Genomic DNA, 22,531 nt, shown 5'->3' with positions numbered 1-22,531 from the left:
GACTGGCAGTGACCGCCGGGGACCGTCAGCGGCCGACCGCGGCGATCGGCCGGGTCTCGAACGACGTCCAAGCCGACAGACAACGCCGGCGGGTGAACTCGTCGGCCTCGACCAGCAGCGCGTCGCGCAGCACCCGAGGGTCCGCCGCCCAGCTCTCGGCGATCGCGGCGATCGCGCGCACCCCGAACATCCCGGTCGCTTCCAACGCGTCCAGCCACTCGTCGTGCACGCCGGAGTACACCCGACCCATCGCGTCGGCGTCGATCCCCGCGTCGGCGAGCTCGGCGGCCAACAGGGCGCCGACCATCTCTCTACGATCCTGCGGCTGTGTCATCAACGGTCCCTCCTCGCGAAACATGGTGCGGCGCAACGACGTCGCATGACCGGTGCGTGATACACGCACCGTGGAGCGGAACTCGAAACACGCTGAGCGGCGGCCTAATTCACCATCGAACCCACCACGTACGGGCATTGTTACGGATTGGACGCCGTATACACCACCCAGGCGCGCCAGATCACAGTGATGCGCAAATTCCCTTGTTCGGACACACATCACATCTGGTCGATTGATCACCACGCGCTCACGGAGGTATTTCGGCCGAATTTCCACGCTGAGAGCGTGGTGATCAAATGACCAGCGCAGAGTGCCCACGGGGGCGGGGGTGGGCGGGTTAGCGTGGATGGGTGAGCGCGCGCGGTGTTGACCTGGATTCGTTGGTTTCCGTTGTGTCGGACGGGGCGGTGGTCGTCGATCCCGATCTGTTGGCGGGGTATCGGCAGGATTGGGCGCGCGATCCCGATGCGGGGATGCCGGTGGCGGTGGTGCGGGCGCGGAGTACTGCCGATGTGGCGGCGACGGTGCGGTGGGCGGCGGCGCATCGGGTGCCGGTGGTGCCGCGGGGGGCCGGGACGGGGTTGTCGGGTGGGGCCACCGCGGTGGACGGCGGGATCGTGCTCAGTACCGAGTTGATGCGTGAGATCAGCGTCGACCCGGTGACGCGGATCGCGGTGGTGCAACCAGGGCTGCTCAACGCGGAGGTGAAGCGGGCCGTGGCGGCGGAAGGGCTGTGGTATCCGCCGGATCCGTCGTCGTTCGAGATCTGCTCGATCGGCGGCAATGCCGCGACCAACGCGGGCGGGCTGTGCTGCGTGAAATATGGCGTGACCACCGATTACGTGCTCGGCATGGAGGTGGTGTTGGCCGACGGGACCGTGGTGCGGCTGGGTGGGCCGCGGCTGAAGGATTCGGCCGGGTTGTCGCTGACCAAACTGTTCGTGGGCAGTGAGGGCACGCTCGGCGTGATCACCGAACTCACCCTGCGACTGCTGCCCGCGCAACCGCCGCAGTCGACCGTCGTCGCGAGTTTCGGTTCACTGGCCGCGGCCACCGACGCCATCCTGGCGATCACCTCGACGCTGCGCCCCGCCATGCTCGAATTCATGGACACCGTGGCGATCAACGCGGTCGAGGACGAGATGCGCATGGGGTTGGATCGCACCGCCGCCGCGCTGCTGGTCGCGCGCTCTGATGCACCGGGTGAATTCGCCGGGCACGAAGCCGAGGTGATGGTCGAGCTGTGCGAGAAGGCCGGGGCGACAGAGGTTTTCCACACCGCCGACCCCACCGAAGGTGAAGCCTTCACCGCCGCACGACGTTTCGCGATCCCCGCCGTGGAGAAGATCGGGCCGCTGCTGCTCGAAGACGTCGGCGTGCCACTGCCGCGTCTTGGCGACCTGATCGCCGGCGTGGCCGCCATCGGCGAACGCAACGACGTGCTCGTGTCGGTCATCGCCCACGCGGGCGACGGCAACACCCACCCGCTGATCGTGCACGACCCCACCGACCCCGACAACACCGCGCGCGCCCACCGCGCCTTCGGCGAGATCATGGACCTGGCCATCGCGCTGGGCGGCACCATCACCGGCGAACACGGCGTCGGCCGCCTGAAAAAGGCCTGGCTACCCGACCAGGTCGGCCCCGACGTCATGGCCCTGACCCGCCGCATCAAGGACGCGCTGGACCCCGAAGGCATCCTCAACCCCGGCGCAGTCCTGTAGCGCGACTAGCATCCGAACTATGACCACCAGGCTCGAGCACAACGTCGCCGACACCCGCTACGAGATCTACCACGACGACGTCCTCGCGGGATACGCCGACTACGCCGAACGCGAGGACCCCAAGGTCCGCGACTTCCACCACACCATGACCTTCCCCGAATTCCGGGGCCGCGGCGTGGCGGCGGAGGTCGTGAAATACGGCCTCGACGACTCCCGCGAACACGGCTACAAGATCATCCCCACCTGCTGGTACGTCGAGAAGTACATCGTCGAGCACCCCGAATACGCCGGACTCGTCGCGTAATTCACCGCGTTTCCCGCGTCAGTCGATCGACCGCGATCTGGAAGACAGTGCCCAACACACCGATCTCGGCGGCCAAGCCCTCCTCGGGCATCGGGGGCAGGATCGCCAGCGCCGAGACGACGTATTTGCCGACGCGGGCGACGTAGCGCTGCTGGCCGATCTGGGTCTGCTTCGGCGGTGCGTCGCCGACACGCGTCTCCTGAGTTCCGGCCGTTCGAATCGCAACGCTTTCCGTGGCAACGGTTTTCGGCGGCTCGATCGCCGTCACTTTCATGCGCAACGTGTTGCCGGTACTGGTGCGCGCCTCGACATCGGCACACCGCTGCGCGAGCGTGGTCAACTCGGCCACCGCCAGATCGGACTCGACGATCTGCACGAGAAACACCGCCGGGTTGGTTCCGGAGGTCACCGACTCCTTCGCCCCGGCCCCCACCGGATTCTCGATCAGCGACCGACAACTGTCATCGGTGAACGTGAGCGGCACCGCCGTACCCGGCTGATCCGCGGAAATACTCTCCGGCTTGCTCGGCATCTCATACCCCGCCGGATACTCCACCAGCCGCGGCAACGATTTCAACGCGACAATCGCAGGCCGCTCCTGCGCACACCCCGCACCGGCTAGCAGTACCCCAACCAGCACCACCGCGCCCCAACCACGACGCACCGCGGAAACCACCGTCATCCTCGAACCACCTCACGGCCCAGCATCTCCGGGCCACTCGGCCGATCACGCTAGTGGTCCCGACCCACGATTGCGGCCCCTCGCGCCGAGTCATGCCATCTACCAAAGATTCCCGAATAATCGACGTCAGCAGCCCAGTTTCGCCGGGCCCAAGTTTCGCTGCCCGGCCCGGAAGGCCGACGCACGGTTCGACCCGAGAACGGGGGCGGCCCCTCGAAGAAGACTTCGAGGGGCCGCGAAAAACGGGTGTTGCGGTGGAGATCAGCGCAGGATGTTGCGGGCCATCACCAGGCGCTGGATCTGGTTGGTGCCTTCGTAGATCTGGGTGATCTTGGCGTCGCGCATCATGCGCTCGACCGGGAAGTCGGTGGTGTAGCCGGCGCCGCCGAAGAGCTGGACGGCGTTGGTGGTGACCTCCATGGCCACGTCGGAAGCGAAGCACTTGGCGGCGGCGGAGATGAAGCCGAGGTTCTTCTCGCCGCGCTCGGCGCGGGCCGCGGAGGTGTAGACCATCAGGCGGGCGGCCTCGATCTTCATGGCCATGTCGGCCAGCATGAACTCGGTGTTCTGGAAGCTGGCGATGGTCTTGCCGAACTGCTTGCGATCCTTGGTGTAGGCGATCGCGGCGTCCAGGGCACCCTGGGCCAGGCCGACGGCCTGCGCGCCGATGGTGGGGCGGGTGTGGTCGAGGGTCTGCAGGGCGGTCTTGAAACCGGTGCCGGGCTCGCCGACGATGCGGTCGCCGGGGATGCGGCAGTTCTCGAAGTACAGCTCGGCCGTCGGCGAACCCTTGATGCCCAGCTTGTGCTCGAGCGGGCCGACCACGAAGCCCTCGTCGTCCTTGTGGACCATGAACGAGGAGATGCCGTTGGCGCCCTTGTCGGCATCGGTCACGGCCATCACGGTGTACCAGGAAGACTTGCCGCCGTTGGTGATCCAGCACTTGGAGCCGTTGAGGATCCAGTCGTCGCCGTCGGCCTTGGCGCGGGTGCGCATGGCGGCGGCGTCGGAGCCCGCCTCACGCTCGGACAGCGCGTAGGAGGCCATCTCGCCGTTGACGATGTCGGCCAGGACCTTGGTCTTGAGCTCTTCGGAGCCGTTGAGGATCAGGCCCATGGTGCCGAGCTTGTTCACGGCGGGGATCAGCGAGGAGGAGCCACAGATGCGGGCGACTTCCTCGATCACGATACAAGTGGCGACCGAGTCCGCGCCCTGGCCGCCGTAGGCCTCTGGCACGTGCACGGCGTTGAAGCCCGCGGCGTTCAGCGCGGTCAGCGCCTCTTCCGGGAAGCGGGAGTTGCCGTCGACGTCCTTGGCGTACGGAGCGATTTCCTTCTCCGCGAGGCCACGGATCGCGCCGCGCAGCTCGTCGTGGAAGTCCTCGAGCTTGAACAGGTCGAAATCGGGGTTACCGGCCATCGGGGGCACACTCCTGGTCGTGGTCGTGATCGCTGCGGGCTCACAGCGCGTCTTGCGTCGGCACGCAGTGCCAGTCTATCGAGGATTATACGCGCGGCACTTTGCCGCTACATGCGGATATACCCATGGCACTCAGTGTCACCGTCGAGCGTCGCGGCTCGGGTTGCCTTCACAGGCTACCGAGGCGGGCGGTGAGCAGATCGGCCACCTTGCGCGGCGGCATGTCGCGCGGGAACACCGCGACCACCAGCTGCTCGGGCTCGGTCTGCGCCCGCCTGCCACGCGGAATCAGATCCAGCTCCGCACGCAGATCCGCCACCGTGGCACCGGACTCACCCCGCACCATCCGACGCAACAAATAGTTGTGCGTAGCGGTCACCGCCGCCGTGAACTGCACGCGCGCGAGGTCGGGCACCTCGGGCAACCGCCCGCGCAGGAACTCGGTGAACAACCGCTCATACCGAAACACCGTGACGATCTCCCGCTCCCGCAACGCGGGCACCCGCCGCACCACCTGATACCGCCGCACCGAAATCTCGCGCCACTGCGTGAACCGCTCGAACACCCCGATCACGGCCTCACACACCGCATCCCACGCATCCCCCTGCACCCCGGCCAGAAACTCCTCCGCCGACGCCAACTGGAACTCGTGATCCGCGAAGATCACATCCTCTTTCGACCGGAACTGCCGAAAAAACGTCCGCCGAGAAATCCCCGCCGCCACCGCGATCTCATCCACCGTCGTCGCCTCATACCCCCGCTCAGCGAACAACCGCAACGCCTGATCAACCACCGTAAGCCGAAACTGCGCCGCGTCATCATGTGCCACGGGGGTCAACCGTAGTCACCGGTCTTCGGCGCGGATCAGGCAGTCGGCCGCCCTGCGAAGCCGGCGACCAGTTCTGTCATGCCCGCGACGACCTGGTCGGGCGACCCACCGCCCGCGAGACGACGAAGCTGGAGGCCGACCAACGTCGCGACTGCCAGTGGGGCCGCCGATTCGGCATCGGCGACACCGAGGGCGCGCAGGATCGAAACCGCGAGCCGGTCGTAGGTGTCGAAGAATTCGGTGGTCGCGGCATGAAGGGCCGGGTATCTGGCGGCCTGGACGAAGAGTTCGAACCATGCGATGTGGTCGCCGCCGAAGCCTGTGTCGGTGACGATGCCGCCGAGGATCTCACCGGCCTGGGCGAGGTCGAGCTCGCCTGCGGCGGCGCGGTCGGCGAGCTGGGTGAACTTGACGGTTTCCTCGGCGACGAAGGCCGCCATGCCGGCTTCGACCAGGTCACGCTGGTTGGCGAAGTGGTAGGTGAGGGTGCCCAGCGAAATGCCGGCCTCGGTGGCGATGCGCCGATTGGTGACCGCTGCCGCGCCGTCGGCACCCATGATACGCACGACCGCACCGATGATGCGGTCCCGAGTGGGCTCCGATTGTGACATGGGTCTCGCTTCCCTCGGCGACTCGAATCGCGCTATCGTTGTCTCGTTCGTTCGAACGAACGATAGCAGAGGATCGGAGCCTTCGATGGCCGTCCAGCCCACCCCCTTTCGCCAAGCGCGCTTTCGGGATCTGCCCGCCCGGCCCGCTCGTTCACATTCGTTCTTCCAGCTACCCGCGATGGACCTGCCGATGGACTCCGCCAGGTACGGACGGATTCGAATTCGCTACCGCACCAGCGGAACCGGGCCGCCCTTGCTGCTCGTCCACGGGCTGATGACCACGTCCTACTCATGGCGATACGTGATATCCGAACTCGCCGAACACTTTCGGGTCGTAGCGGTCGATCTACCCGGTTGCGGCGGCAGCGAAGCTCCCCCGGATGCGACGTATCGTTGCGCCGAGATCAGTGATTGGCTGGGCGAGTTCCAGGATGCGCTGGGCATCAAAGGCTGTGCGGTGGTGGGAAATTCGCTCGGCGGTTTGCCCGTGATGCATCGCGCGCTGGACGCCACCGACTCGTTTCGGAAGGTAGTGGTCCTGCATTCGCCACTGTTGCCGGAGGTCAAACACCGCGCGCTCGCCGCCGTGCTGGCGGTGCCCGGTGTCGCAGCCGGACTCGCGGCTTACATCCGACGACAGCCGTACCGATGGGCGCACCACCGAACGCATTATTTCGACGAGACGGTGAAGTCGCTGGAAGAGGCGGGCGAGTACGGATCGGCGCTGGCGAGCCCCGATGGCTCACGGGCCTTCGTCAGGCACCTACGCGACGGCCTTCGCCCCGCCGACCTGGCTGCTCTCGGCCGCACGCTCGCCGACCTCGACAGTTTCCCGGTTCCGCTGCTCGCCGTCTACGGCACCGAACCCGACCCGATCGTGTCGCCGCGGGTGGCCGACGCACTCACAGAGCGCCTGCCGTCCGTACGAATGGTGCGCGTTGACCGCACATCCCATTTCGTCCAGGTCGACCGGCCCGACGCGGTCGTCACCACCCTCGTCGAGTTCCTGACACCGTGAAAAGGACTGTCACCATGAGCTTCACGGTCGACGAATCGACCGATCGGATCCTTGACCTGCAGCACGGGCCGGTGCGCGTGCGACTGGATGGACCATCGAAGAGTCCGCCGTTGCTCCTCATCCACGGCTCACCGTGTTCGCTGGAATGGTTCGACCAGCTCACCTCGCTGCTGTGCGACACCTATCGCATTGTGCGAATCGACCTGCGTGGACACGGCGCAACCGGCGGGCGGGAACGGCTCGGGCGCATGGACCAGGTCGCGATGGTCACCGAGGTGCTCGATCACCTCGGAATCACCGAAATCTCCGCGGTGGCACATTCTTTCGGCACCGACATCCCCATCGATTTGGCTACTGCCGGGCGCGCGAATGCTGTCGTACTGATCGACCAGGCGCCCGACTTCCGCTGCGCCACTTACCCTCCCGGCCTCATCACACTCTCCCGGCCGTCACTGATCGCGATCGCTCAACGAGCGCCCGCGTTCGCCATCCAACAAGGTTCGAAACAGGGATTCGCACCGGGGTTCCGGTTCGATTCGGTACCCGGCTTCGCCGAAATCGTCGTGCGCGACTTCCGCGCCTTCACTCCGTCGATAGGCAGGTTCGCACTCGTCGACCGCGCGCGGGAGCTGGCCGCCGACCCACTCGACGCACGGATCCAACGCCTGGACGTGCCTGTTCTGGCAATTCACGGCCGCCGCGACCAGATGTACGCCTGCGCACCGTCGATCGCGCGCTACTCCGCCGCGGGCGCACGCACCGCCATCATCGAGAACGCAGGGCATTCCCCACACGTGGAGGCGCCGGAAGCCGTCGCCGTCGCCCTGCGGGATTTCCTCGACTGATCCAGCCGGCGAGGTTTCGCTTGCTTCGAATATTTCGTACACTGCGAATAGCTGTTCAGTCGGTGTCGGAACGCTACGGCTTACCGAGAAGGAGGCAACGATGTCAGGTATCCAGTCGGCCAAGCGCACCGAACCCGGTGCGATCGATGCGGCCGTCGCCGACCGAGCGATGCGGCGGATCAAGGACTACCTCATGCGCCACCCGGACGAGGAGATCATTCCGGTCACCGGAGAGATCGGTAGTGACGAGGCGCTGGCACTGCCGCGGGAAGCTGTCAGCCTGCTGGCGTTCATCTTGGCGCAGGCGGCAGAGGGCCGCGGCGTTTCGGTGGTCCCCTCACATGCGGAGATGACCACGCAGCAGGCCGCCGACATGTTGAACGTCTCGCGGCCGTATCTGGTGGGACTGCTGGAGAACGACGAGATCCCCTATCGCCTCGTCGGTAGGCATCGCCGGATCCGATTCGACGACCTCAAGGTGTACGCCCAGCGCAGCGAGGCCACCAGCCGCGCGGCCGCAGATGAGTTGACCCGCCTCGGGCAGGAACTCGACCTCTGATGGCATTCATCGTGGTCTATGACGCGAATGTCCTGTATGGCAACGCAGTTCGCGATCTATTCATCCGCTTGGCTCGCGCAAAAGTTGTCCGGGCCCAATGGCGGACCGGATCCTCGACGAGGCGCTGGGTAGCCTCGCCGCCAAGCGGCCCGACATCACTGCCGAGAAGATCGCACAATTGCGGCAGATGATCATCACTGCGGTTCCCGACTGCCGAATCGAGGGGTACGAACCGCTTGTCGAAAACCTGAAACTGCCGGATCCTGACGACCGCCATGTACTTGCCGCCGCGATCAGAGCAGGCGCTCAGATAATCGTGACGTCCAACCTGAAAGACTTTCCCGACGAGTACATCGCGGGCTGGAACATCGCAGCGAAGAGTCCGGATGATTTCCTGCTGGACCTCATCGACCTCGACGATCGAGTTGTCTGGGGCTGCGTCCAAGAAATCGCGTATTCCAGACGAAATCCGCCAGAGACTGCTGAGGACGTGCTCGACGAACTCGAACGCGCAGGGTTGGTCGAGGCCGTGGCAGCTCTACGTGAGGGACGTCGTGGTGCTTGACTTCTGATGCGCCCCGCTCGTCGGCTCGCGACGGGGCGACATCATCTCAGCCCAGGAGTTTGTTGCGGAGGGCTTCGTCTTTGGTGAGGACCATTTTTTCCAGGTCGGCTTGGAACTGTTCCATGCGGGTGCGGAGGGCTTCGTCGGTGGTGGCGAGGATTCGGACTGCCAGTAGGCCTGCGTTGCGGGCGCCGCCGATGGAGACGGTGGCTACGGGGACGCCTGCGGGCATTTGGACGATGGAGAGGAGGGAGTCCATGCCGTCCAGGTATTTCAGGGGGACGGGGACGCCGATGACGGGCAGGGGGGTGGCTGACGCGACCATGCCGGGGAGGTGGGCTGCGCCGCCCGCGCCGGCGATGATCACTTTGAGGCCGCGGCCTGCCGCTTCGCGGGCGTAGTCGAGCATGCGTTGGGGGGTGCGGTGGGCGGAGACGACGCCTACTTCGAAGCGGATGCCGAATTCGGCGAGGGCTTCTGCGGCGGCTTCCATGGTGGGCCAGTCGGAGTCGCTGCCCATGATGAGGCCGACCTGGGGTCCAGTGGTGCTCATGTGGGTTCCTTAGGGTTGGCGGCTGACGCCGCGGTTTCGAGGCTCTACTGCGCCGACTCCCGCAGGCGTCGAAAACACTTGCGGGACAATGGGTTTCACTCCCCGTGTGGATCCCAACCGTCGGTCCAGACCGCGGTCGACATCCAGTGCGCCGCACGCTCGGCCTTTTCGCGCACCGCAACGACATCGTCGCCGAGGATGTTGATGTGGCCGATCTTGCGGTCAGGGCGTTCACCCTTGCCGTAGAGGTGAACCTTGGCATCGGGCATGCGAGCGAACAGGTGGTGCAGCCGTTCGTCCATCGACATCTCGGGAGCTTCCGCCGCACCGAGAATGTTCGACATCACGGTCACCGGTGCGAGCGGGGACGTGTCGCCGAGGGGGTAGTCAAGGACCGCGCGCAGGTGCTGTTCGAACTGGCCGGTGCGGGCGCCGTCCATGCCCCAGTGGCCGGAGTTGTGCGGGCGCATGGCGAGTTCGTTGACCAGCAGTTCGCCGTCGTGGGTTTCGAACAGCTCCACGGCCATGACTCCCACCACACCGAGACCGGCGGCCAGTTCCAGTGCCATGGTCTCGGCGCGCGCACCCAAGTCCTCGTCCAGGTCCTGGGCGGGGGCGATGACGACGGCGCACTGGCCGTTGCGCTGCACGGTCTCGACCACGGGCCAGGTCGCCGCCTGTCCGAAGGGGGATCGCGCGACCATCGCCGACAGCTCGCGCTTCAACGAGACCTTCGACTCGGCCAGCAACTGCACGCCGTGCGCGAGCTGGTCGGACACGAGCTCGGTGGCCTCGGCAGCGTCGGCGGGCATCCACACGCCGCGCCCGTCGTAACCGCCACGCACCGCCTTCAACACGAACGGCCAGCCGTGCTCGTCACCGAAGGCGACCGCGTCCGAAACAGCCTCGACCTCGACGAACGCGGGCACCGGCAAACCCAGCGAGGACAGCTTCCGCCGCATGGCCAGCTTGTCCTGCGCGAAGATCAGCGCCTGCGGCGGCGGTGCCACGTTCACACCCTCGGCGACCAGCACCTCGAGGTGTTCGGTGGGCACGTGCTCGTGGTCGAAGGTCAGCGCGTGCGAACCGCGGGCGGCCTCGCGCAGCGCGGACAGGTCGTCGTGGCTGCCGAACACCACGTCGGGGGTGACCTGCGCGGCCGGGTCGTCGGGCTGTTCCGCGAGCACTCGCAGACGCTGGCCCAGCGCGATCGCGGCCTGGTGCGTCATGCGCGCGAGCTGGCCTCCACCGATCATGGTGACGGTGGGCATGGCTGACGGATCGAATGAGCGTGCGGTCACGTCGGACAATGTTGTCATGTCGAGAGCCGAAGTCGTCGACCGGTACACTCAGAACTCGTGTCAATCGTCGACGACGTGGTCAACGTCCTTCCCCCGCGCATGCGTGCGAGCGCGATCAAGCACAAAGAGCTGATCAAGTTCGCCATTGTCGGAGCCACGACGTTCGTGATCGACAGCGGCCTGTTCTACCTGTTGAAGTGGACGATCCTGTCGGAGAAGCCGATTACGGCCAAGATCATCTCCGGGGTGGTCGCGGTGATCGCGTCGTACATTCTCAACCGGGAATGGTCGTTCAAGAACCGCGGCGGCCGGGAGAAGCATCACGAGGCGCTGCTGTTCTTCGGGGTCAGCGGCGTCGGGGTGGTGCTGGCCAATATCCCGCTGTGGATCTCGATCTACGTGCTGGACCTGCGCGAACCCCATGTGAGCTTCCTGGTCGAGAACCTGGCCGACTTCTTCAGCGCGTTCATCATCGGCAACCTGCTGCAGATGGCGTTCCGGTTCTGGGCGATGAAGCGCTGGGTGTTCCCCGACGAGATGAACGAGCTAGAGGCGGAACTGGACGACCTCATCGAGGGCGAGCAAGAGCACCTCGGGCACAGCTGATCAGCGTGGCTCGGTCAACGTCGCGTTCTGCGGCCGATTGAGCTTGGAACCCAGGAACACCGCGAACAACGCCGGCCGACGCCGCTGCAACTCGAGTCGCCCACCATCGGCCTCGACCAACGCGCGGGCCAGGGCAAGACCCACGCCGGTCGAACCGCCCGCGGAGAATCCCCGATCGAAGATGTGCGGCGCGAGTTCGTCGCGCACCCCCTCCCCCTCGTCGGACACCTCCACGCAAATCAGCGGGTCGCGCGAACTCATCGTCGGGACCGTGCGCACGGAGATCGTGCAGGTGCCGTCGCCGTGCATGAGCGCGTTGTCGACCAGCACCGCGACCGCCTCGCGCAGCCGGGAACCGGTGATCGGGGCTCGCAGCGATTCGTCGCCGAGCAGTTGCAGTTCACGCCCGGTCTCGTGGAACGGGTGGGTCCATTCGGTGACCACGCCGCGCAGTTCCGCCATCACCGGGACCGGGTCGCGGTCGTTGGCGTCCTCGTCGCGGGAGGCGCGGACCAGGTCGTCGATGGCCTCGGTGAGCCGGTCGACCTGCGCCATCGCCTCCTCCGCCTCGTGGACGACCTCGGGATCGGCGTGGGTGGACAGCTCGTCCAGGCGTAGGCGAACGGCGGTCAGGCGGCTGCGTAGCTGGTGGGAGACGTCGGCGACCAGCGCGTGCTCGCGTTGTAGGCGGCCCGCGATCTCCACGGTCGCCGAGTCGAGCACGTCGGAGACGCGGTCGAGTTCGGCGATGCCGTGGCGGCGCGGGTCGGGGCGGAAGTCGCCCATCGCCAGGCGGGCGGCGCGCGCGGCCACATCGCGCAGCGGGTCGGCGACGCGGCGGGCGGTCACCACCGCGACCGAGAACGCGGCGCCCAGCGAGGCCAGCACGGCCAGCGCGACCGCGGCCACCGCCTGTTCCTGACGCGAGTGCATCGGCCCGGCGGGGACCTCGAGGCGCAGCGAACCGGAGGTGCCCATCGACAGTGATTCGATCAGCGGATCGGGTACCTCGTCGACGCCGAGGTCCTCGCGGGCGGCGTTGTCGTGCGGGGCCGGGTAGACGATGGTGAGTTTGCCGCCCTCGGGGATCAGCGCGCGCATGGCTCGCACGTCGAGACCGTTGTGCACGATCCCGTCGCCGCCTTCCTGCGCGATGACCTCCGCCGCGACCTGTTCCAGGCGACTCTGCAGGTCGTTGCGGGTGATGTCCTCGACCCACAGCCACGCGGTGTAGATCAGCGGTACGCCCAGGACCACCGTGGTGATGGTCAGCACGGTGAGAATCGAACGCAGGATGCGGCGGCGCACCGGTCAGCCTCGGTGCGAGGTGGGTCCGTCGGTGTTGAGCCGGAACCCGACCCCGCGCACGGTGACGATGCGTCGCTCGGCCATCGGGCCCTCGTCGCCGATCTTGCGGCGCAACCAGGACATGTGCATGTCCAGGGTCTTGGAACCGCGCAGGTCCGCGTCGCCCCAGACCTCGCGCAGGATGGTCTCGCGCGAGACGACCTGACCGGCGCGGTCGATGAGGACCTTGAGCAGCTCGTATTCCTTGTTGGCCAGGTTCACTTCGGCGCCGTTGACCAATACGCGGCGGGCGGCGGGTTCTAGTCGGATCGCGCCGACTTCCACCGCGTCGTCGCCGATTCCGCTGCGGCGCAACAGGGCTCGCACGCGGGCCAGCAGTTCGGCCAGCCGGAACGGTTTGCCCACGTAGTCGTCGGCACCCGCGTCCAGGCCGACGACGAAGTCGACTTCGTCGGTGCGGGCGGTGAGCATGAGCACCGCCAGATCGGCGCCGCTGGCACGCACCTGCCTGCACACTTCGAGGCCGTCCATGCCGGGCAGGCCGAGGTCCAGGATCAGCAGGTCGTGGTTGCCTTCGAGGGCGCGACGCAGCACCGCGGGGCCGAACCGTTCGACGGTGACGGTGTAGCCCTCACGTCCCAGCGCGCGCGACAGGGGTGCGGCGATCGCCTCGTCGTCTTCGGCCAGCAGTACTGCGGTCATGTGCACAGGCTAAGCGTTTCTGATCAGCGGGGAAGGACAGCTCACCGGTAGCCGCCGCCCCAGTGTTGGTCGCTGGTGGAGCGGCCCGCCTCGAACACGTGGTGGTAGAGCAGCGCGTGGACCTGCTGCACCTTCGGCACGTCGTCGTATTCCAGCGGCTCCTCCGACGAGGACCCGATGATCAAGGTGCCGGTGCCCAGCATCCGGTCCCAGAGTCCGTGGCTGAACTGCACACTGGAGATCCGGCTCATCGGAATGTCGATGCCGGTGTGGGTGAGCACGCCCTGGCGCACCAGCACGCGTCGCCCGGTGATGATGAAATGTGTCGACTTCCAAGCGATCACGCGCGCCACCACCCGCCACGCGATCACCCCGAGCCAGACCAGCCCGATCAGGATCAGCAGCACCGTGCGGACATGACCGGTGGTGTTGCGCCAGGCCAGACCGCCGAGGAAGCCGGCGATCGCGGTCACGACGATGAGAGTGACGATGGGCCACACCAGCATTTTCCAATGCGGGTGGCGGTGCAGGATCAGCTGCTCGTCGGGCGCGAGGACATCCTCCGGGTAACCCATGCCCCGAACAGTACAGCGGTGTGACGGTGCATTTCTCGATGCCACGACCGAACCGATACTGTGGATTCCACGCTAGATGCCAGGTTTTATCCCGATCTGCTTGCTCGAAACCGACAGTGGAGGCACGCGTGACCGAAGATCTGACTCAGCTCGACATTCTCACGGCCCTGGAACCTGTTGCCGAACAGAACCTCAACCGGCACCTTTCCATCGCCAAGGACTGGAATCCACACGATTACGTGCCGTGGGAGGAAGGTCGCAATTTCGCCGCCATGGGCGGAACCGATTGGGACCCTTCACAATCCAAGCTCACCGACGTCGCCAAGGCGGCGATGATCACCAATCTGCTCACCGAGGACAACCTGCCGTCCTACCACCGCGAGATCGCCGAGAACTTCTCGCTCGACGGCGCGTGGGGCACGTGGGTGGGGCGGTGGACCGCCGAGGAGAACCGGCACGGCATCGTCATTCGCGACTACCTCGTTGTTACTCGCGGTGTGGATCCCGTGGCGCTGGAAGAGGCGCGGATGGTGCACATGACGCAGGGTGCGCACGCACCGGCGAACTGGGGCGGTTTCCTGGTCAACGTCGCCTATGTGACGTTCCAGGAGCTGGCCACCCGGGTCAGCCACCGCAATACCGGGCGGGTGTGCGACGACCCGATCGCGGACAAGATGCTGGCGCGGGTGGCCACCGACGAGAACCTGCACATGATCTTCTACCGGAACCTGTGCGCGGCGGCGCTGGACCTGGTGCCCGATCAGGCGATGCCCGCGATCACCAAGGTGCTCACCAACTTTCAGATGCCGGGCGCGGGGATGCCGAACTGGCGGCGCAACGGTGTGTTGATGGCCAAGCACGGGATCTACGACCTGCGCCAGCACCTCGACGAAGTGGTGCGACCGGTGCTCAAGCAGTGGGATGTGTTCGAGCGCAACGACTTCGGTGCGCGGGGCGAGGCGGCGCGCGACGAACTGGCGCTGTTCATCGACAAGCTGGAGAAGGACGTGCTGCGGTTCGAGGAACAGCGCGACCGGTTGCTCGCTCGCGAGCGTGAGGTAGCCGAGCGCACGACGGTGGCCGCTCGCTGATCTGTGCCGCTGAAGACGGGCCCGGCTGCCGGGCCCGTCTCAGTAGTGTCCGCGCAGGTGGGAGACGTCGCCCGCGGAGACCGCACGGTCGCCGATGAGCAGCCTGCCGGTGTCGTCGACGCCGGTGGCCACGCCGGTGAGCACCGTCCCGCCGGGCAGTTCGGCGCGCACGTCGACGCCGATCGTGGCGCACCGCTGACGGTATTCGGCGATGAGTTCGGTGGTGTTCCAACCCGACAGCTCCCACGCGGTGAAGCGGCGCGCGAATTCGGCCAGGATCGCCGCGACCAACTCGGTGCGGTCGACCTGCGCACCGGCCAGCGACAGCGAAGTCGCATGGGCGACAGGCAGTTCCGATTCGTCGAGGTCGACGTTCATGCCGATGCCGATCACCACGGCGGGCGCGGTACCGGTCGCGGCTACCTCCGCGAGGATGCCCGCGAGTTTGCGGCCGCCGAGCAGAACATCGTTGGGCCACTTCAATTCTGGTGCCACATCGGCGGTTCCGCGCAACGCGTCCACAACCGCGATGCCAGTCAGCAACGACAACCACCCCAGCGCGGACGGATCGATGCCGGGCAGGCGAACCAGGATCGACATCGAGATCTGCGCCCGCGGCGGACTCACCCACGCGCGGGCGTGCCTGCCGCGACCACTGACCTGTTCCTCGGCCAGCAACGCCACCCGGTCCACCGACGGGTCGGCCGCGCGCGCGACCAGATCGGCATTGGTCGATCCGGTCGACTCGACCACATCGATCCGCTCGTAGAACGACAGTGCAGGTGAGGCGCTCAGCCGCGATTCGTCCAGGGGTGCCCGGTTCATTTCAGGCAGGCTACCGGGTGTCAACCGTGAACGATCATGACCACAGCTAGCTGCGGTTTCTCTACTGACCGGTAAGCGAGACTGCCGTAGTGCGCGACGGTGTCACTGGTTACAATCGCAACCCATGACGAGTGTCCAGCAGCAGCCCGCATCGGAATCGGCGGGCACCCCCGATATCCACACCACCGCCGGGAAGCTGGCTGATCTGCGGAATCGGCTCGATGAAGCGCAGCACCCGATGGGTGAGACCGCGGTCGACAAGGTGCACGCCAAGGGCAAGATGACCGCTCGCGAGCGCATCCTGGCCCTGGTCGACGAGGGCTCCTTCGTCGAACTCGACGCACTGGCCAAGCACCGCAGCGTGAACTTCGGCCTCGAGCACAACCGCCCGCTCGGCGACGGCGTGGTCACCGGTTACGGCACCATCGACGGCCGCGACGTGTGCCTGTTCTCCCAGGACGTCACCGTGTTCGGTGGCTCGCTGGGCGAGGTCTACGGCGAGAAGATCGTCAAGGTGATGGACCTGGCGATCAAGACCGGCCGTCCGCTGGTCGGCATCAACGAGGGCGCGGGCGCGCGCATCCAGGAAGGCGTGGTCTCCCTCGGGCTGTACGGCGAGATCTTCCACCGCAACGTGCAGGCCTCGGGCGTGATCCCGCAGATCTCGCTGATCATGGGCGCCGCCGCCGGTGGTCACGTGTACTCCCCCGCGCTCACCGACTTCGTGGTGATGGTCGACGGGACCTCGCAGATGTTCGTCACCGGGCCCGACGTGATCAAGACCGTCACCGGTGAAGAGGTCTCCATGGAGGACCTGGGTGGCGCGCACACCCACATGGTCAAGTCCGGCGTGGCCCACTACGTGGCCTCCGGCGAGCAGGACGCCCTGGACTACGTCAAGGAACTACTGGGCTACCTGCCCAGCAACAACCGCGCCGAGTCCCCGCGTCACCTGCCCACCGACCCGATCGACGGTGCCATCGAGGACTCGCTGACCGACGAGGACATCGAGCTCGACACGATCATCCCGGACTCGCCGAACCAGCCGTACGACATGCACGAGGTCATCCGTCGTCTGCTCGACGACGACGAGTTCCTCGAGGTCCAGGCCGAGCGCGCGATGAACATCATCTGCGGTTTCGGTCGGGTGGACGGGCGCAGCGTCGGCATCGTGGCCAACCAGCCCATGCAGTTCGCCGGCTGCCTCGACATCGACGCCTCGGAGAAGGCCGCGCGCTTCGTGCGCACCTGCGACGCGTTCAACATCCCGATCATCACCCTGGTCGACGTGCCCGGCTTCCTGCCCGGCACCGGCCAGGAGTTCAACGGCATCATCCGCCGTGGCGCGAAGCTGCTGTACGCCTACGGCGAGGCCACTGTGGGCAAGATCACCATCATCACCCGCAAGGCTTACGGCGGCGCCTACGACGTCATGGGTTCCAAGCACATGGGTGCCGATGTGAACCTGGCGTGGCCGACCGCCCAGATCGCGGTGATGGGTGCCTCGGGTGCCGTCGGTTTCGTCTACCGCAAGCAGCTGCTGGAAGCCGCGAAGAACGGCGACGACGTCGACGCATTGCGCCTCGAGCTGCAGAACGAGTACGAGGACACGCTCGTGAACCCGTACGTCGCGGCCGAGCGTGGCTACGTCGACGCGGTCATCCCGCCGTCGCACACCCGTGGCCAGATCGTGTCGGCGCTGCGCCTGCTCGAGCGCAAGATGGTGACGTTGCCCCCGAAGAAACACGGCAACATTCCGCTCTGATTGCGCGATATCAGAGTGCACCCGCGCACACTGATTGTGGGAAGCAACTATTGATCGACGCGGTGGGACCGGGAATGATCGCGGCAACCGCGCTCGAGAAGCGAAGTAAGTGCAGGAAGGATCTGGCACTGTGACAACTGTGGCAGAAGAAGATGTTCTGACAGTCGCCGAGCTCGAGCTCGTCGTCGAGCCACTCGTCGAGGAACTCGAACTGTCGGTGCAGGCGGTGGCGCAAGCTCCCGTCGACACCGCGGGCGAGCCGCTGTTCCGCATTCTCAAGGGCTCGCCCACCGACGCGGACATCGCGGCGCTGGTCGCGGTGCTCAGTGCTGCGGCCGCTGCTGCCCCCGCAGGTGGCGCGAGCGGTCCGGCGGACAGCTGGGGCACGTCGACGATGATGCATCGGGGCACCAACCCGTTCTCGCCGTACGTGTACCCGATGCTGTCGCACCTGCGCTGACCGTGCCGGTGACCGAGCTGGTTCTGGCGTCCGCGTCTCCGGCCCGGCTCGGGATCCTGCGCACCGCGGGGATCGATCCCGTGGTGCGGGTCTCCGGCGTGGACGAGGACGCGGTAGCCGCGGCACTGCCCGCCGGTACCTCCTCGCACGATGTCGTGGTCGCCTTGGCCCGCGCCAAGGCGGCCGACGTCGCCGCGTCGATCCCGGAGTTCGACGCCGACTGTGTGGTGGTCGGCTGTGATTCGATGCTGCTGGTCGACGGGCAGCTACAAGGCAAACCGCACACTCCCGAGGTCGCGCGGCAGCGCTGGGCCACGATGGCCGGGCGCAGCGCGGATCTGATCACCGGGCACTGTGTGCTGCGTCTGCGCGATGGTGAGATCGTGGCCGAATCCGCCGAATGCAGCAGTACCACAGTGCATTTCGCGAAGCCGACACCCGACGAACTCGAGACCTATATCGCCTCGGGCGAACCCTTGCAGGTCGCGGGCGCCTTCACGCTCGACGGTCTGGGCGGGTGGTTCGTCGACCGGATCGAGGGCGACCCGTCCAGCGTGATCGGGATCGGTCTACCGCTGTTGCGCCGACTGCTCGAAGACGTCGGGGTCGGTGTCACGCAGCTGTGGCGGGACGCGCGGGACTGACGGCGCGATCACGTGCTGCGCGCCCGGCTCCACGGCCGGAGTGCGGTCGTCGGCCGACATCGTCAGGTCCAGGCGCGCGGTACACAGTTCGGGTTCCACGAACGGGTGCAGCTGCACGTCCACGCGACCGCGCGCACCGTTGCGTTCGAGCACTTCCCTCATCAGCCCCATGTGCACCCCGCACACCACTTCGGCGTGCGAGCGGGCCAGTTCCCGCAGCGGGCAGGCGGTCAGGTTGATCTGCACGTGTTCGGGGGTCTCACCGGCGGGTTCCTTCTCCGGCGCGAAGCCCAGTTCCGACAGCAGTGACATGGTGATGTCCCTGGCGTCGGCGAGGGTTTCCACCGGCTGCGCGCCGACGTCCATGCGCGCACCCCAGGCTCGGCCCGCGGCGATCGCGGCGGCCGAACGGGTGACCGGGTCGGGACCGAGATGGTCGGCCAGCACCTGTGCGAGTTCCTGGTATCCCACCGAGCGTTGGACCGCGCGATAGCCGATGCGTGGCCGTCCGCGTCCGCGTGGCGGTTGCTGGAACTGGCGCACCAGCGATTCGCGGGTGAGCACGTCGAGGTGGAATCGGACGGTGGTGACGTGCTGTCCGGTGATCCGGGCCAGTTCCTGGGCATCGAGGGGCTCGGTGGCGCCACGTAGGATCGCGAGCAGTCGCCGTCGCGGCCATGAATCGGACATAGCTCACCCCTCCTCTCCAGAGACTTTATCGGATAACCGTGCGCTTTATTCGCCCATTGTGTCGATTTGTGACGTGCCACCACACACTTACCATCGGATGCGACCACACAGTGTTCGCACCCACCCAACTCGCGTGAAGGACCACATCGTGCCCGTCGCCCCGGATCGCCACCCCGCCTTCGGTTCCTACGCAGTGCCACAACGATTGGTAACCACAGAATGGCTGTCCGCAAACATCGGCGTGCGTGGTTTACGAATCATCGAGTCCAACGATGACATCCTGCTCTACGACATCGGCCACGTCCCGGGCGCGGTCAAGATCGACTGGCGCGGCGACCTGAGCGACCCGGTGACCCGCGATTATGTCGACGGCCCGCGCTTCACCGAACTGATGCGAGCCAAGGGTATCCAGCGCGACGACACCGTGGTGATCTATGGCGATCGCGGCAATGCCCAAGCCGCGCACACCGCCTGGATCTTCACCCTGTTCGGGCACGAGGACGTGCGTCTGCTCGACGGCGGCCGTGACGCGTGGATCTCCGAGGAACGCGACACCACGTTCGATCTGCCGATGCCGGTACCCAGCGACTATCCCGAGGTCGAGCGCGACGACTCGACCGCGCGCGCGTTCCGCGACGAGGTGCTGGGCAGGCTCGGCAAGCCGCTGGTCGACGTGCGCTCGGCGCAGGAGTACTCCGGCGAGATCGAGGACGCACGCCTGCGCGAGGAGTACGCGACGCTGCGGGGCGGTCACGTGCCGACCGCGGTGAACATCCCGTGGACGCAGGCCGCCACCCACGACGGCCGATTCCGCTCGCGCGCCGAACTCGACGAGGTCTACGGGGCGCTGCCGGCCGACGATCTGGTCGTGTACAGCCGGGTAGGCGAGCGCTCGAGCCACACCTGGTTCGTGCTGACATTCCTGCTCGGCCGCAGGTCGGTGCGCAATTACGACGGTTCCTGGATCGAATGGGGCAATTCGGTGCGGCTGCCCATAGTCGCAGGTACCGAGCCCGGTGTCGCGAATCAGATCATGTGAAACATGTTCACATCGGTGGACGCCGCGTAGTGTGACCTGCGACCTACTCCACGGTAGGGCTAGCCGAGTTCGAGCAGGGTTGGCACACTGCCTACACTCGCCCGAGACGAAAGTTGTCGATACCGGGCACGGGGCCTAACCGGCGACCCGTTCCCCGACGCGACCAAAGATTGCACACAGGAGGCTCAGTGCCCAGCCATGCCAGCGCACGGATCACGAAGGTACTCGTAGCTAACCGCGGCGAGATCGCGGTTCGCGTGATCCGGGCTGCCAAGGACGCGGGAATCACCAGCGTCGCGGTGTACGCCGAGCCCGATGCCGACGCTCCCTTCGTGAAGCTCGCCGACGAGGCGTTCGCCCTCGGCGGTCAGACCTCTGCCGAGTCGTACCTCGTGTTCGACAAGATCCTCGACGCCGCGGCCAAGTCCGGCGCCGACGCGATCCACCCCGGCTACGGTTTCCTTTCCGAGAACGCCGACTTCGCCCAGGCCGTCATCGACGCCGGGCTCATCTGGATCGGTCCGTCGCCGCAGTCCATCCGCGACCTCGGTGACAAGGTCACCGCGCGCCACATCGCCGAGAAGGCGAAGGCGCCGATGGCCGCGGGCACCAAGGACCCGGTCAAGAACGCCGACGAGGTCGTCGCGTTCGCCAAGGAGTACGGCGTTCCGGTCGCCATCAAGGCGGCGTTCGGTGGCGGTGGGCGCGGGATGAAGGTCGCCCAGACCATCGAGGAGATCCCCGAGCTGTTCGAGTCGGCCACCCGTGAGGCCGTGGCCGCGTTCGGTCGCGGTGAGTGCTTCGTCGAGCAGTACCTCGACAAGGCCCGCCACGTCGAGGCCCAGGTCATCGCCGACCAGCACGGCAACGTGGTCGTCGCCGGTACCCGCGACTGCTCGCTGCAGCGTCGGTTCCAGAAGCTGGTCGAGGAGGCGCCCGCGCCGTTCCTGTCCGACTCGGTGCGCGCCGCCATCCACGACTCCGCCAAGCGCATCTGCCGCGAAGCCGGCTACTACGGTGCCGGCACCGTGGAGTACCTGGTGCAGGGCGAGACCGTGTCGTTCCTCGAGGTGAACACCCGCCTGCAGGTGGAGCACCCGGTCACCGAGGAGACCGCTGGCATCGACCTGGTGCGTCAGCAGTTCGCGATCGCCAACGGCGACGAGCTGACCATCAAGGAAGACCCGGCTCCGCGCGGCCACTCGTTCGAGTTCCGCATCAACGGTGAGGACGCCGGTCGCGGCTTCCTGCCCGCGCCCGGCCCGGTCACCGTGTACCGCGAGCCCTCGGGCCCCGGCGTGCGCGTGGATTCCGGTGTGGTGCAGGGCAGCGTCATCGGCGGGCAGTTCGACTCGATGCTGGCCAAGCTGATCGTCACCGGCGAGAACCGTGAGCAGGCGCTGCAGCGTGCGCGTCGCGCGCTGGCCGAGTTCGAGGTCGAGGGCCTGGCCACGGTGATCCCGTTCCACCGCGCGGTCATCGAGGATCCGGCGTTCATCGGTGACGGCGAGAAGTTCGACGTCTACACCAAGTGGATCGAAAACGAGTGGAACAACACCGTCGAGCCGTACACGGCCGCGGGCGTTGCCGACGATGACGACGAGGATCTGCCCCGGCAGAAGGTCGTCGTCGAGGTCGGTGGACGTCGCGTGGAGGTGTCGCTGCCGGGTCAGTTCACCCTCGGTGGTGGCGCTGCCGGTTCGGCAGGCAACGGTGTGGTTCGCAAGAAGCCCAAGGCGCGCAAGCGTGGTGGCGCGGCCGGTGGTGCGGCGTCGGGTGACGCGGTGACCGCGCCGATGCAGGGCACCGTCGTGAAGGTGGCTGTCGAAGAGGGACAGTCGGTCGAGGCGGGCGATCTGATCGTGGTGCTCGAGGCCATGAAGATGGAGAACCCGGTCAACGCGCACAAGGCCGGTGTTGTCACCGGGCTGTCCGTGGAGGCGGGTGCTGCGATCACGCAGGGCACTGTTCTGGCGGAGATCAAGTAAAAATTGGTTTCACCCCAACGGGCGTCGGTCTTCGTGACCGGCGCCCGTTGCTGTTCTCCTACCGGCAAAAGTCGCAGGGAGGCGGCGTAGCTGA

25 protein-coding genes are annotated in these 22,531 nt (G+C 66.7%); 13 read left to right on the top strand and 12 right to left on the bottom strand.

The window, feature by feature from the left end; translation table 11 throughout:
- Window positions 1-25 precede the first annotated feature (25 nt).
- The gene (locus ACFWVD_RS24270; RefSeq protein WP_379246449.1) at window positions 26-334 is read right to left on the bottom strand and encodes a hypothetical protein; all 309 of its coding nucleotides are present in this window, start codon (window positions 332-334) and stop codon (window positions 26-28) included.
- 350 nt (window positions 335-684) lie between these two features.
- Here ACFWVD_RS24270 and ACFWVD_RS24265 point away from each other — a divergent pair, with 350 nt between their 5' ends.
- Window positions 685-2,058: an FAD-binding oxidoreductase gene (locus ACFWVD_RS24265; RefSeq protein ID WP_379246447.1), complete on the top strand. Its 1,374-nt coding sequence runs from the start codon at window positions 685-687 to the stop codon at window positions 2,056-2,058.
- A gap of 19 nt (window positions 2,059-2,077) precedes the next feature.
- Window positions 2,078-2,362 (top strand): GNAT family N-acetyltransferase, encoded by a 285-nt coding sequence (locus ACFWVD_RS24260; RefSeq protein ID WP_379246445.1) that lies wholly within the window; start codon window positions 2,078-2,080, stop codon window positions 2,360-2,362.
- Window position 2,363: 1 nt separating this feature from the next.
- Here the strand turns inward: ACFWVD_RS24260 and ACFWVD_RS24255 are convergent, their stop codons facing one another.
- The 4 genes from ACFWVD_RS24255 to ACFWVD_RS24240 form a co-directional block, all read right to left on the bottom strand.
- On the bottom strand, window positions 2,364-2,930 hold the full coding sequence (locus ACFWVD_RS24255) for a hypothetical protein (RefSeq protein ID WP_379246443.1): 567 nt from the start codon (window positions 2,928-2,930) through the stop codon (window positions 2,364-2,366).
- Window positions 2,931-3,305: 375 nt separating this feature from the next.
- The gene (locus tag ACFWVD_RS24250) at window positions 3,306-4,463 is read right to left on the bottom strand and encodes an acyl-CoA dehydrogenase (RefSeq protein ID WP_379246441.1); all 1,158 of its coding nucleotides are present in this window, start codon (window positions 4,461-4,463) and stop codon (window positions 3,306-3,308) included.
- Between the two features lie 169 nt (window positions 4,464-4,632).
- Window positions 4,633-5,292, bottom strand: coding sequence for a TetR family transcriptional regulator (locus tag ACFWVD_RS24245; RefSeq protein WP_379246439.1), 660 nt, complete (start codon window positions 5,290-5,292; stop codon window positions 4,633-4,635).
- A gap of 35 nt (window positions 5,293-5,327) precedes the next feature.
- Window positions 5,328-5,903, bottom strand: coding sequence for a TetR/AcrR family transcriptional regulator (locus tag ACFWVD_RS24240; RefSeq protein WP_379246437.1), 576 nt, complete (start codon window positions 5,901-5,903; stop codon window positions 5,328-5,330).
- Window positions 5,904-5,988: 85 nt separating this feature from the next.
- Here ACFWVD_RS24240 and ACFWVD_RS24235 point away from each other — a divergent pair, with 85 nt between their 5' ends.
- From ACFWVD_RS24235 to ACFWVD_RS24220, 4 genes are all read left to right on the top strand, one after another.
- A complete protein-coding gene (locus tag ACFWVD_RS24235; protein ID WP_379246435.1) occupies window positions 5,989-6,921 on the top strand; it encodes an alpha/beta fold hydrolase in 933 nt (310 codons plus the stop codon).
- A 14-nt stretch (window positions 6,922-6,935) separates the two neighbouring features.
- A complete protein-coding gene (locus tag ACFWVD_RS24230) occupies window positions 6,936-7,766 on the top strand; it encodes an alpha/beta fold hydrolase (RefSeq protein ID WP_379246433.1) in 831 nt (276 codons plus the stop codon).
- Window positions 7,767-7,866: 100 nt separating this feature from the next.
- The gene (locus ACFWVD_RS24225) at window positions 7,867-8,325 is read left to right on the top strand and encodes an excisionase family DNA-binding protein (protein ID WP_379246431.1); all 459 of its coding nucleotides are present in this window, start codon (window positions 7,867-7,869) and stop codon (window positions 8,323-8,325) included.
- A gap of 97 nt (window positions 8,326-8,422) precedes the next feature.
- The gene (locus tag ACFWVD_RS24220; protein ID WP_379246429.1) at window positions 8,423-8,890 is read left to right on the top strand and encodes a PIN domain-containing protein; all 468 of its coding nucleotides are present in this window, start codon (window positions 8,423-8,425) and stop codon (window positions 8,888-8,890) included.
- A 46-nt stretch (window positions 8,891-8,936) separates the two neighbouring features.
- Here the strand turns inward: ACFWVD_RS24220 and purE are convergent, their stop codons facing one another.
- Complete coding sequence (gene purE, locus ACFWVD_RS24215) at window positions 8,937-9,443, bottom strand: 5-(carboxyamino)imidazole ribonucleotide mutase (protein WP_379246427.1); 507 nt, start codon at window positions 9,441-9,443, stop codon at window positions 8,937-8,939.
- A 95-nt stretch (window positions 9,444-9,538) separates the two neighbouring features.
- Window positions 9,539-10,762, bottom strand: a complete 1,224-nt coding sequence (locus ACFWVD_RS24210; protein ID WP_379246425.1) for a 5-(carboxyamino)imidazole ribonucleotide synthase — start codon at window positions 10,760-10,762, stop codon at window positions 9,539-9,541.
- Between the two features lie 39 nt (window positions 10,763-10,801).
- On the opposite strand from ACFWVD_RS24210, the gene ACFWVD_RS24205 reads away from it, so the two are divergent.
- A complete protein-coding gene (locus tag ACFWVD_RS24205) occupies window positions 10,802-11,350 on the top strand; it encodes a GtrA family protein (protein WP_379246423.1) in 549 nt (182 codons plus the stop codon).
- Here the strand turns inward: ACFWVD_RS24205 and ACFWVD_RS24200 are convergent, their stop codons facing one another.
- From ACFWVD_RS24200 to ACFWVD_RS24190, 3 genes are read right to left on the bottom strand one after another with little or no spacing between them, the layout of a single operon-like run.
- Entirely contained in the window at window positions 11,351-12,658 is a 1,308-nt protein-coding gene (locus ACFWVD_RS24200) for a sensor histidine kinase (RefSeq protein ID WP_379246421.1), read from the bottom strand.
- A 3-nt stretch (window positions 12,659-12,661) separates the two neighbouring features.
- On the bottom strand, window positions 12,662-13,360 hold the full coding sequence (locus ACFWVD_RS24195) for a response regulator transcription factor (RefSeq protein ID WP_194826060.1): 699 nt from the start codon (window positions 13,358-13,360) through the stop codon (window positions 12,662-12,664).
- 41 nt (window positions 13,361-13,401) lie between these two features.
- Window positions 13,402-13,935: a PH domain-containing protein gene (locus ACFWVD_RS24190; RefSeq protein ID WP_379246419.1), complete on the bottom strand. Its 534-nt coding sequence runs from the start codon at window positions 13,933-13,935 to the stop codon at window positions 13,402-13,404.
- Between the two features lie 128 nt (window positions 13,936-14,063).
- Between ACFWVD_RS24190 and ACFWVD_RS24185 the strand changes: the two genes are divergently transcribed.
- Entirely contained in the window at window positions 14,064-15,026 is a 963-nt protein-coding gene (locus ACFWVD_RS24185) for an acyl-ACP desaturase (protein WP_379246417.1), read from the top strand.
- A gap of 39 nt (window positions 15,027-15,065) precedes the next feature.
- Here the strand turns inward: ACFWVD_RS24185 and ACFWVD_RS24180 are convergent, their stop codons facing one another.
- Entirely contained in the window at window positions 15,066-15,851 is a 786-nt protein-coding gene (locus tag ACFWVD_RS24180; RefSeq protein ID WP_379246415.1) for a biotin--[acetyl-CoA-carboxylase] ligase, read from the bottom strand.
- A gap of 124 nt (window positions 15,852-15,975) precedes the next feature.
- Between ACFWVD_RS24180 and ACFWVD_RS24175 the strand changes: the two genes are divergently transcribed.
- The 3 genes from ACFWVD_RS24175 to ACFWVD_RS24165 all read left to right on the top strand — a co-directional run bounded on the left by ACFWVD_RS24175 (window position 15,976) and on the right by ACFWVD_RS24165 (window position 18,720).
- Window positions 15,976-17,616, top strand: coding sequence for an acyl-CoA carboxylase subunit beta (locus ACFWVD_RS24175; RefSeq protein ID WP_379246413.1), 1,641 nt, complete (start codon window positions 15,976-15,978; stop codon window positions 17,614-17,616).
- Window positions 17,617-17,746: 130 nt separating this feature from the next.
- Window positions 17,747-18,076 carry an acyl-CoA carboxylase epsilon subunit gene (locus ACFWVD_RS24170; RefSeq protein ID WP_379246411.1) on the top strand — a complete coding sequence of 110 codons (330 nt, stop codon included), beginning with the start codon at window positions 17,747-17,749 and terminating at the stop codon, window positions 18,074-18,076.
- A gap of 8 nt (window positions 18,077-18,084) precedes the next feature.
- Window positions 18,085-18,720 carry a nucleoside triphosphate pyrophosphatase gene (locus ACFWVD_RS24165; RefSeq protein WP_379246409.1) on the top strand — a complete coding sequence of 212 codons (636 nt, stop codon included), beginning with the start codon at window positions 18,085-18,087 and terminating at the stop codon, window positions 18,718-18,720.
- On the opposite strand, the gene ACFWVD_RS24160 is transcribed toward ACFWVD_RS24165, so the two are convergent.
- Entirely contained in the window at window positions 18,646-19,410 is a 765-nt protein-coding gene (locus tag ACFWVD_RS24160; RefSeq protein WP_379246407.1) for a helix-turn-helix transcriptional regulator, read from the bottom strand. The genes ACFWVD_RS24165 and ACFWVD_RS24160 overlap by 75 nt on opposite strands.
- Before the next feature lie 148 nt (window positions 19,411-19,558).
- Between ACFWVD_RS24160 and ACFWVD_RS24155 the strand changes: the two genes are divergently transcribed.
- The gene (locus ACFWVD_RS24155; protein WP_379246576.1) at window positions 19,559-20,449 is read left to right on the top strand and encodes a sulfurtransferase; all 891 of its coding nucleotides are present in this window, start codon (window positions 19,559-19,561) and stop codon (window positions 20,447-20,449) included.
- Between the two features lie 188 nt (window positions 20,450-20,637).
- Window positions 20,638-22,437 (top strand): acetyl/propionyl/methylcrotonyl-CoA carboxylase subunit alpha, encoded by a 1,800-nt coding sequence (locus ACFWVD_RS24150; protein ID WP_379246405.1) that lies wholly within the window; start codon window positions 20,638-20,640, stop codon window positions 22,435-22,437.
- Window positions 22,438-22,531 lie beyond the last annotated feature (94 nt).

Origin of the sequence: Nocardia sp. NPDC058666 (assembly GCF_042714895.1) — a bacterium.
GTDB lineage: Bacteria > Actinomycetota > Actinomycetes > Mycobacteriales > Mycobacteriaceae > Nocardia.
The sequence above is the reverse complement of the archived record's forward strand: the minus strand, read 5'-3'. Positions and strand labels throughout refer to the sequence as shown.

Coding starts and splice junctions, on each gene's coding strand:
- ACFWVD_RS24270 (WP_379246449.1), bottom strand. CDS start 334: ATGACACAGCCGCAGGATCGTAGAGAGATGGTCGGCGCCCTGTTGGCC.
- ACFWVD_RS24260 (WP_379246445.1), top strand. CDS start 2,078: ATGACCACCAGGCTCGAGCACAACGTCGCCGACACCCGCTACGAGATC.
- ACFWVD_RS24250 (WP_379246441.1), bottom strand. CDS start 4,463: ATGGCCGGTAACCCCGATTTCGACCTGTTCAAGCTCGAGGACTTCCAC.
- ACFWVD_RS24240 (WP_379246437.1), bottom strand. CDS start 5,903: ATGTCACAATCGGAGCCCACTCGGGACCGCATCATCGGTGCGGTCGTG.
- ACFWVD_RS24235 (WP_379246435.1), top strand. CDS start 5,989: ATGGCCGTCCAGCCCACCCCCTTTCGCCAAGCGCGCTTTCGGGATCTG.
- ACFWVD_RS24230 (WP_379246433.1), top strand. CDS start 6,936: ATGAGCTTCACGGTCGACGAATCGACCGATCGGATCCTTGACCTGCAG.
- ACFWVD_RS24225 (WP_379246431.1), top strand. CDS start 7,867: ATGTCAGGTATCCAGTCGGCCAAGCGCACCGAACCCGGTGCGATCGAT.
- ACFWVD_RS24220 (WP_379246429.1), top strand. CDS start 8,423: ATGGCGGACCGGATCCTCGACGAGGCGCTGGGTAGCCTCGCCGCCAAG.
- purE (WP_379246427.1), bottom strand. CDS start 9,443: ATGAGCACCACTGGACCCCAGGTCGGCCTCATCATGGGCAGCGACTCC.
- ACFWVD_RS24210 (WP_379246425.1), bottom strand. CDS start 10,762: ATGACAACATTGTCCGACGTGACCGCACGCTCATTCGATCCGTCAGCC.
- ACFWVD_RS24195 (WP_194826060.1), bottom strand. CDS start 13,360: ATGACCGCAGTACTGCTGGCCGAAGACGACGAGGCGATCGCCGCACCC.
- ACFWVD_RS24190 (WP_379246419.1), bottom strand. CDS start 13,935: ATGGGTTACCCGGAGGATGTCCTCGCGCCCGACGAGCAGCTGATCCTG.
- ACFWVD_RS24180 (WP_379246415.1), bottom strand. CDS start 15,851: ATGAACCGGGCACCCCTGGACGAATCGCGGCTGAGCGCCTCACCTGCA.
- ACFWVD_RS24175 (WP_379246413.1), top strand. CDS start 15,976: ATGACGAGTGTCCAGCAGCAGCCCGCATCGGAATCGGCGGGCACCCCC.
- ACFWVD_RS24160 (WP_379246407.1), bottom strand. CDS start 19,410: ATGTCCGATTCATGGCCGCGACGGCGACTGCTCGCGATCCTACGTGGC.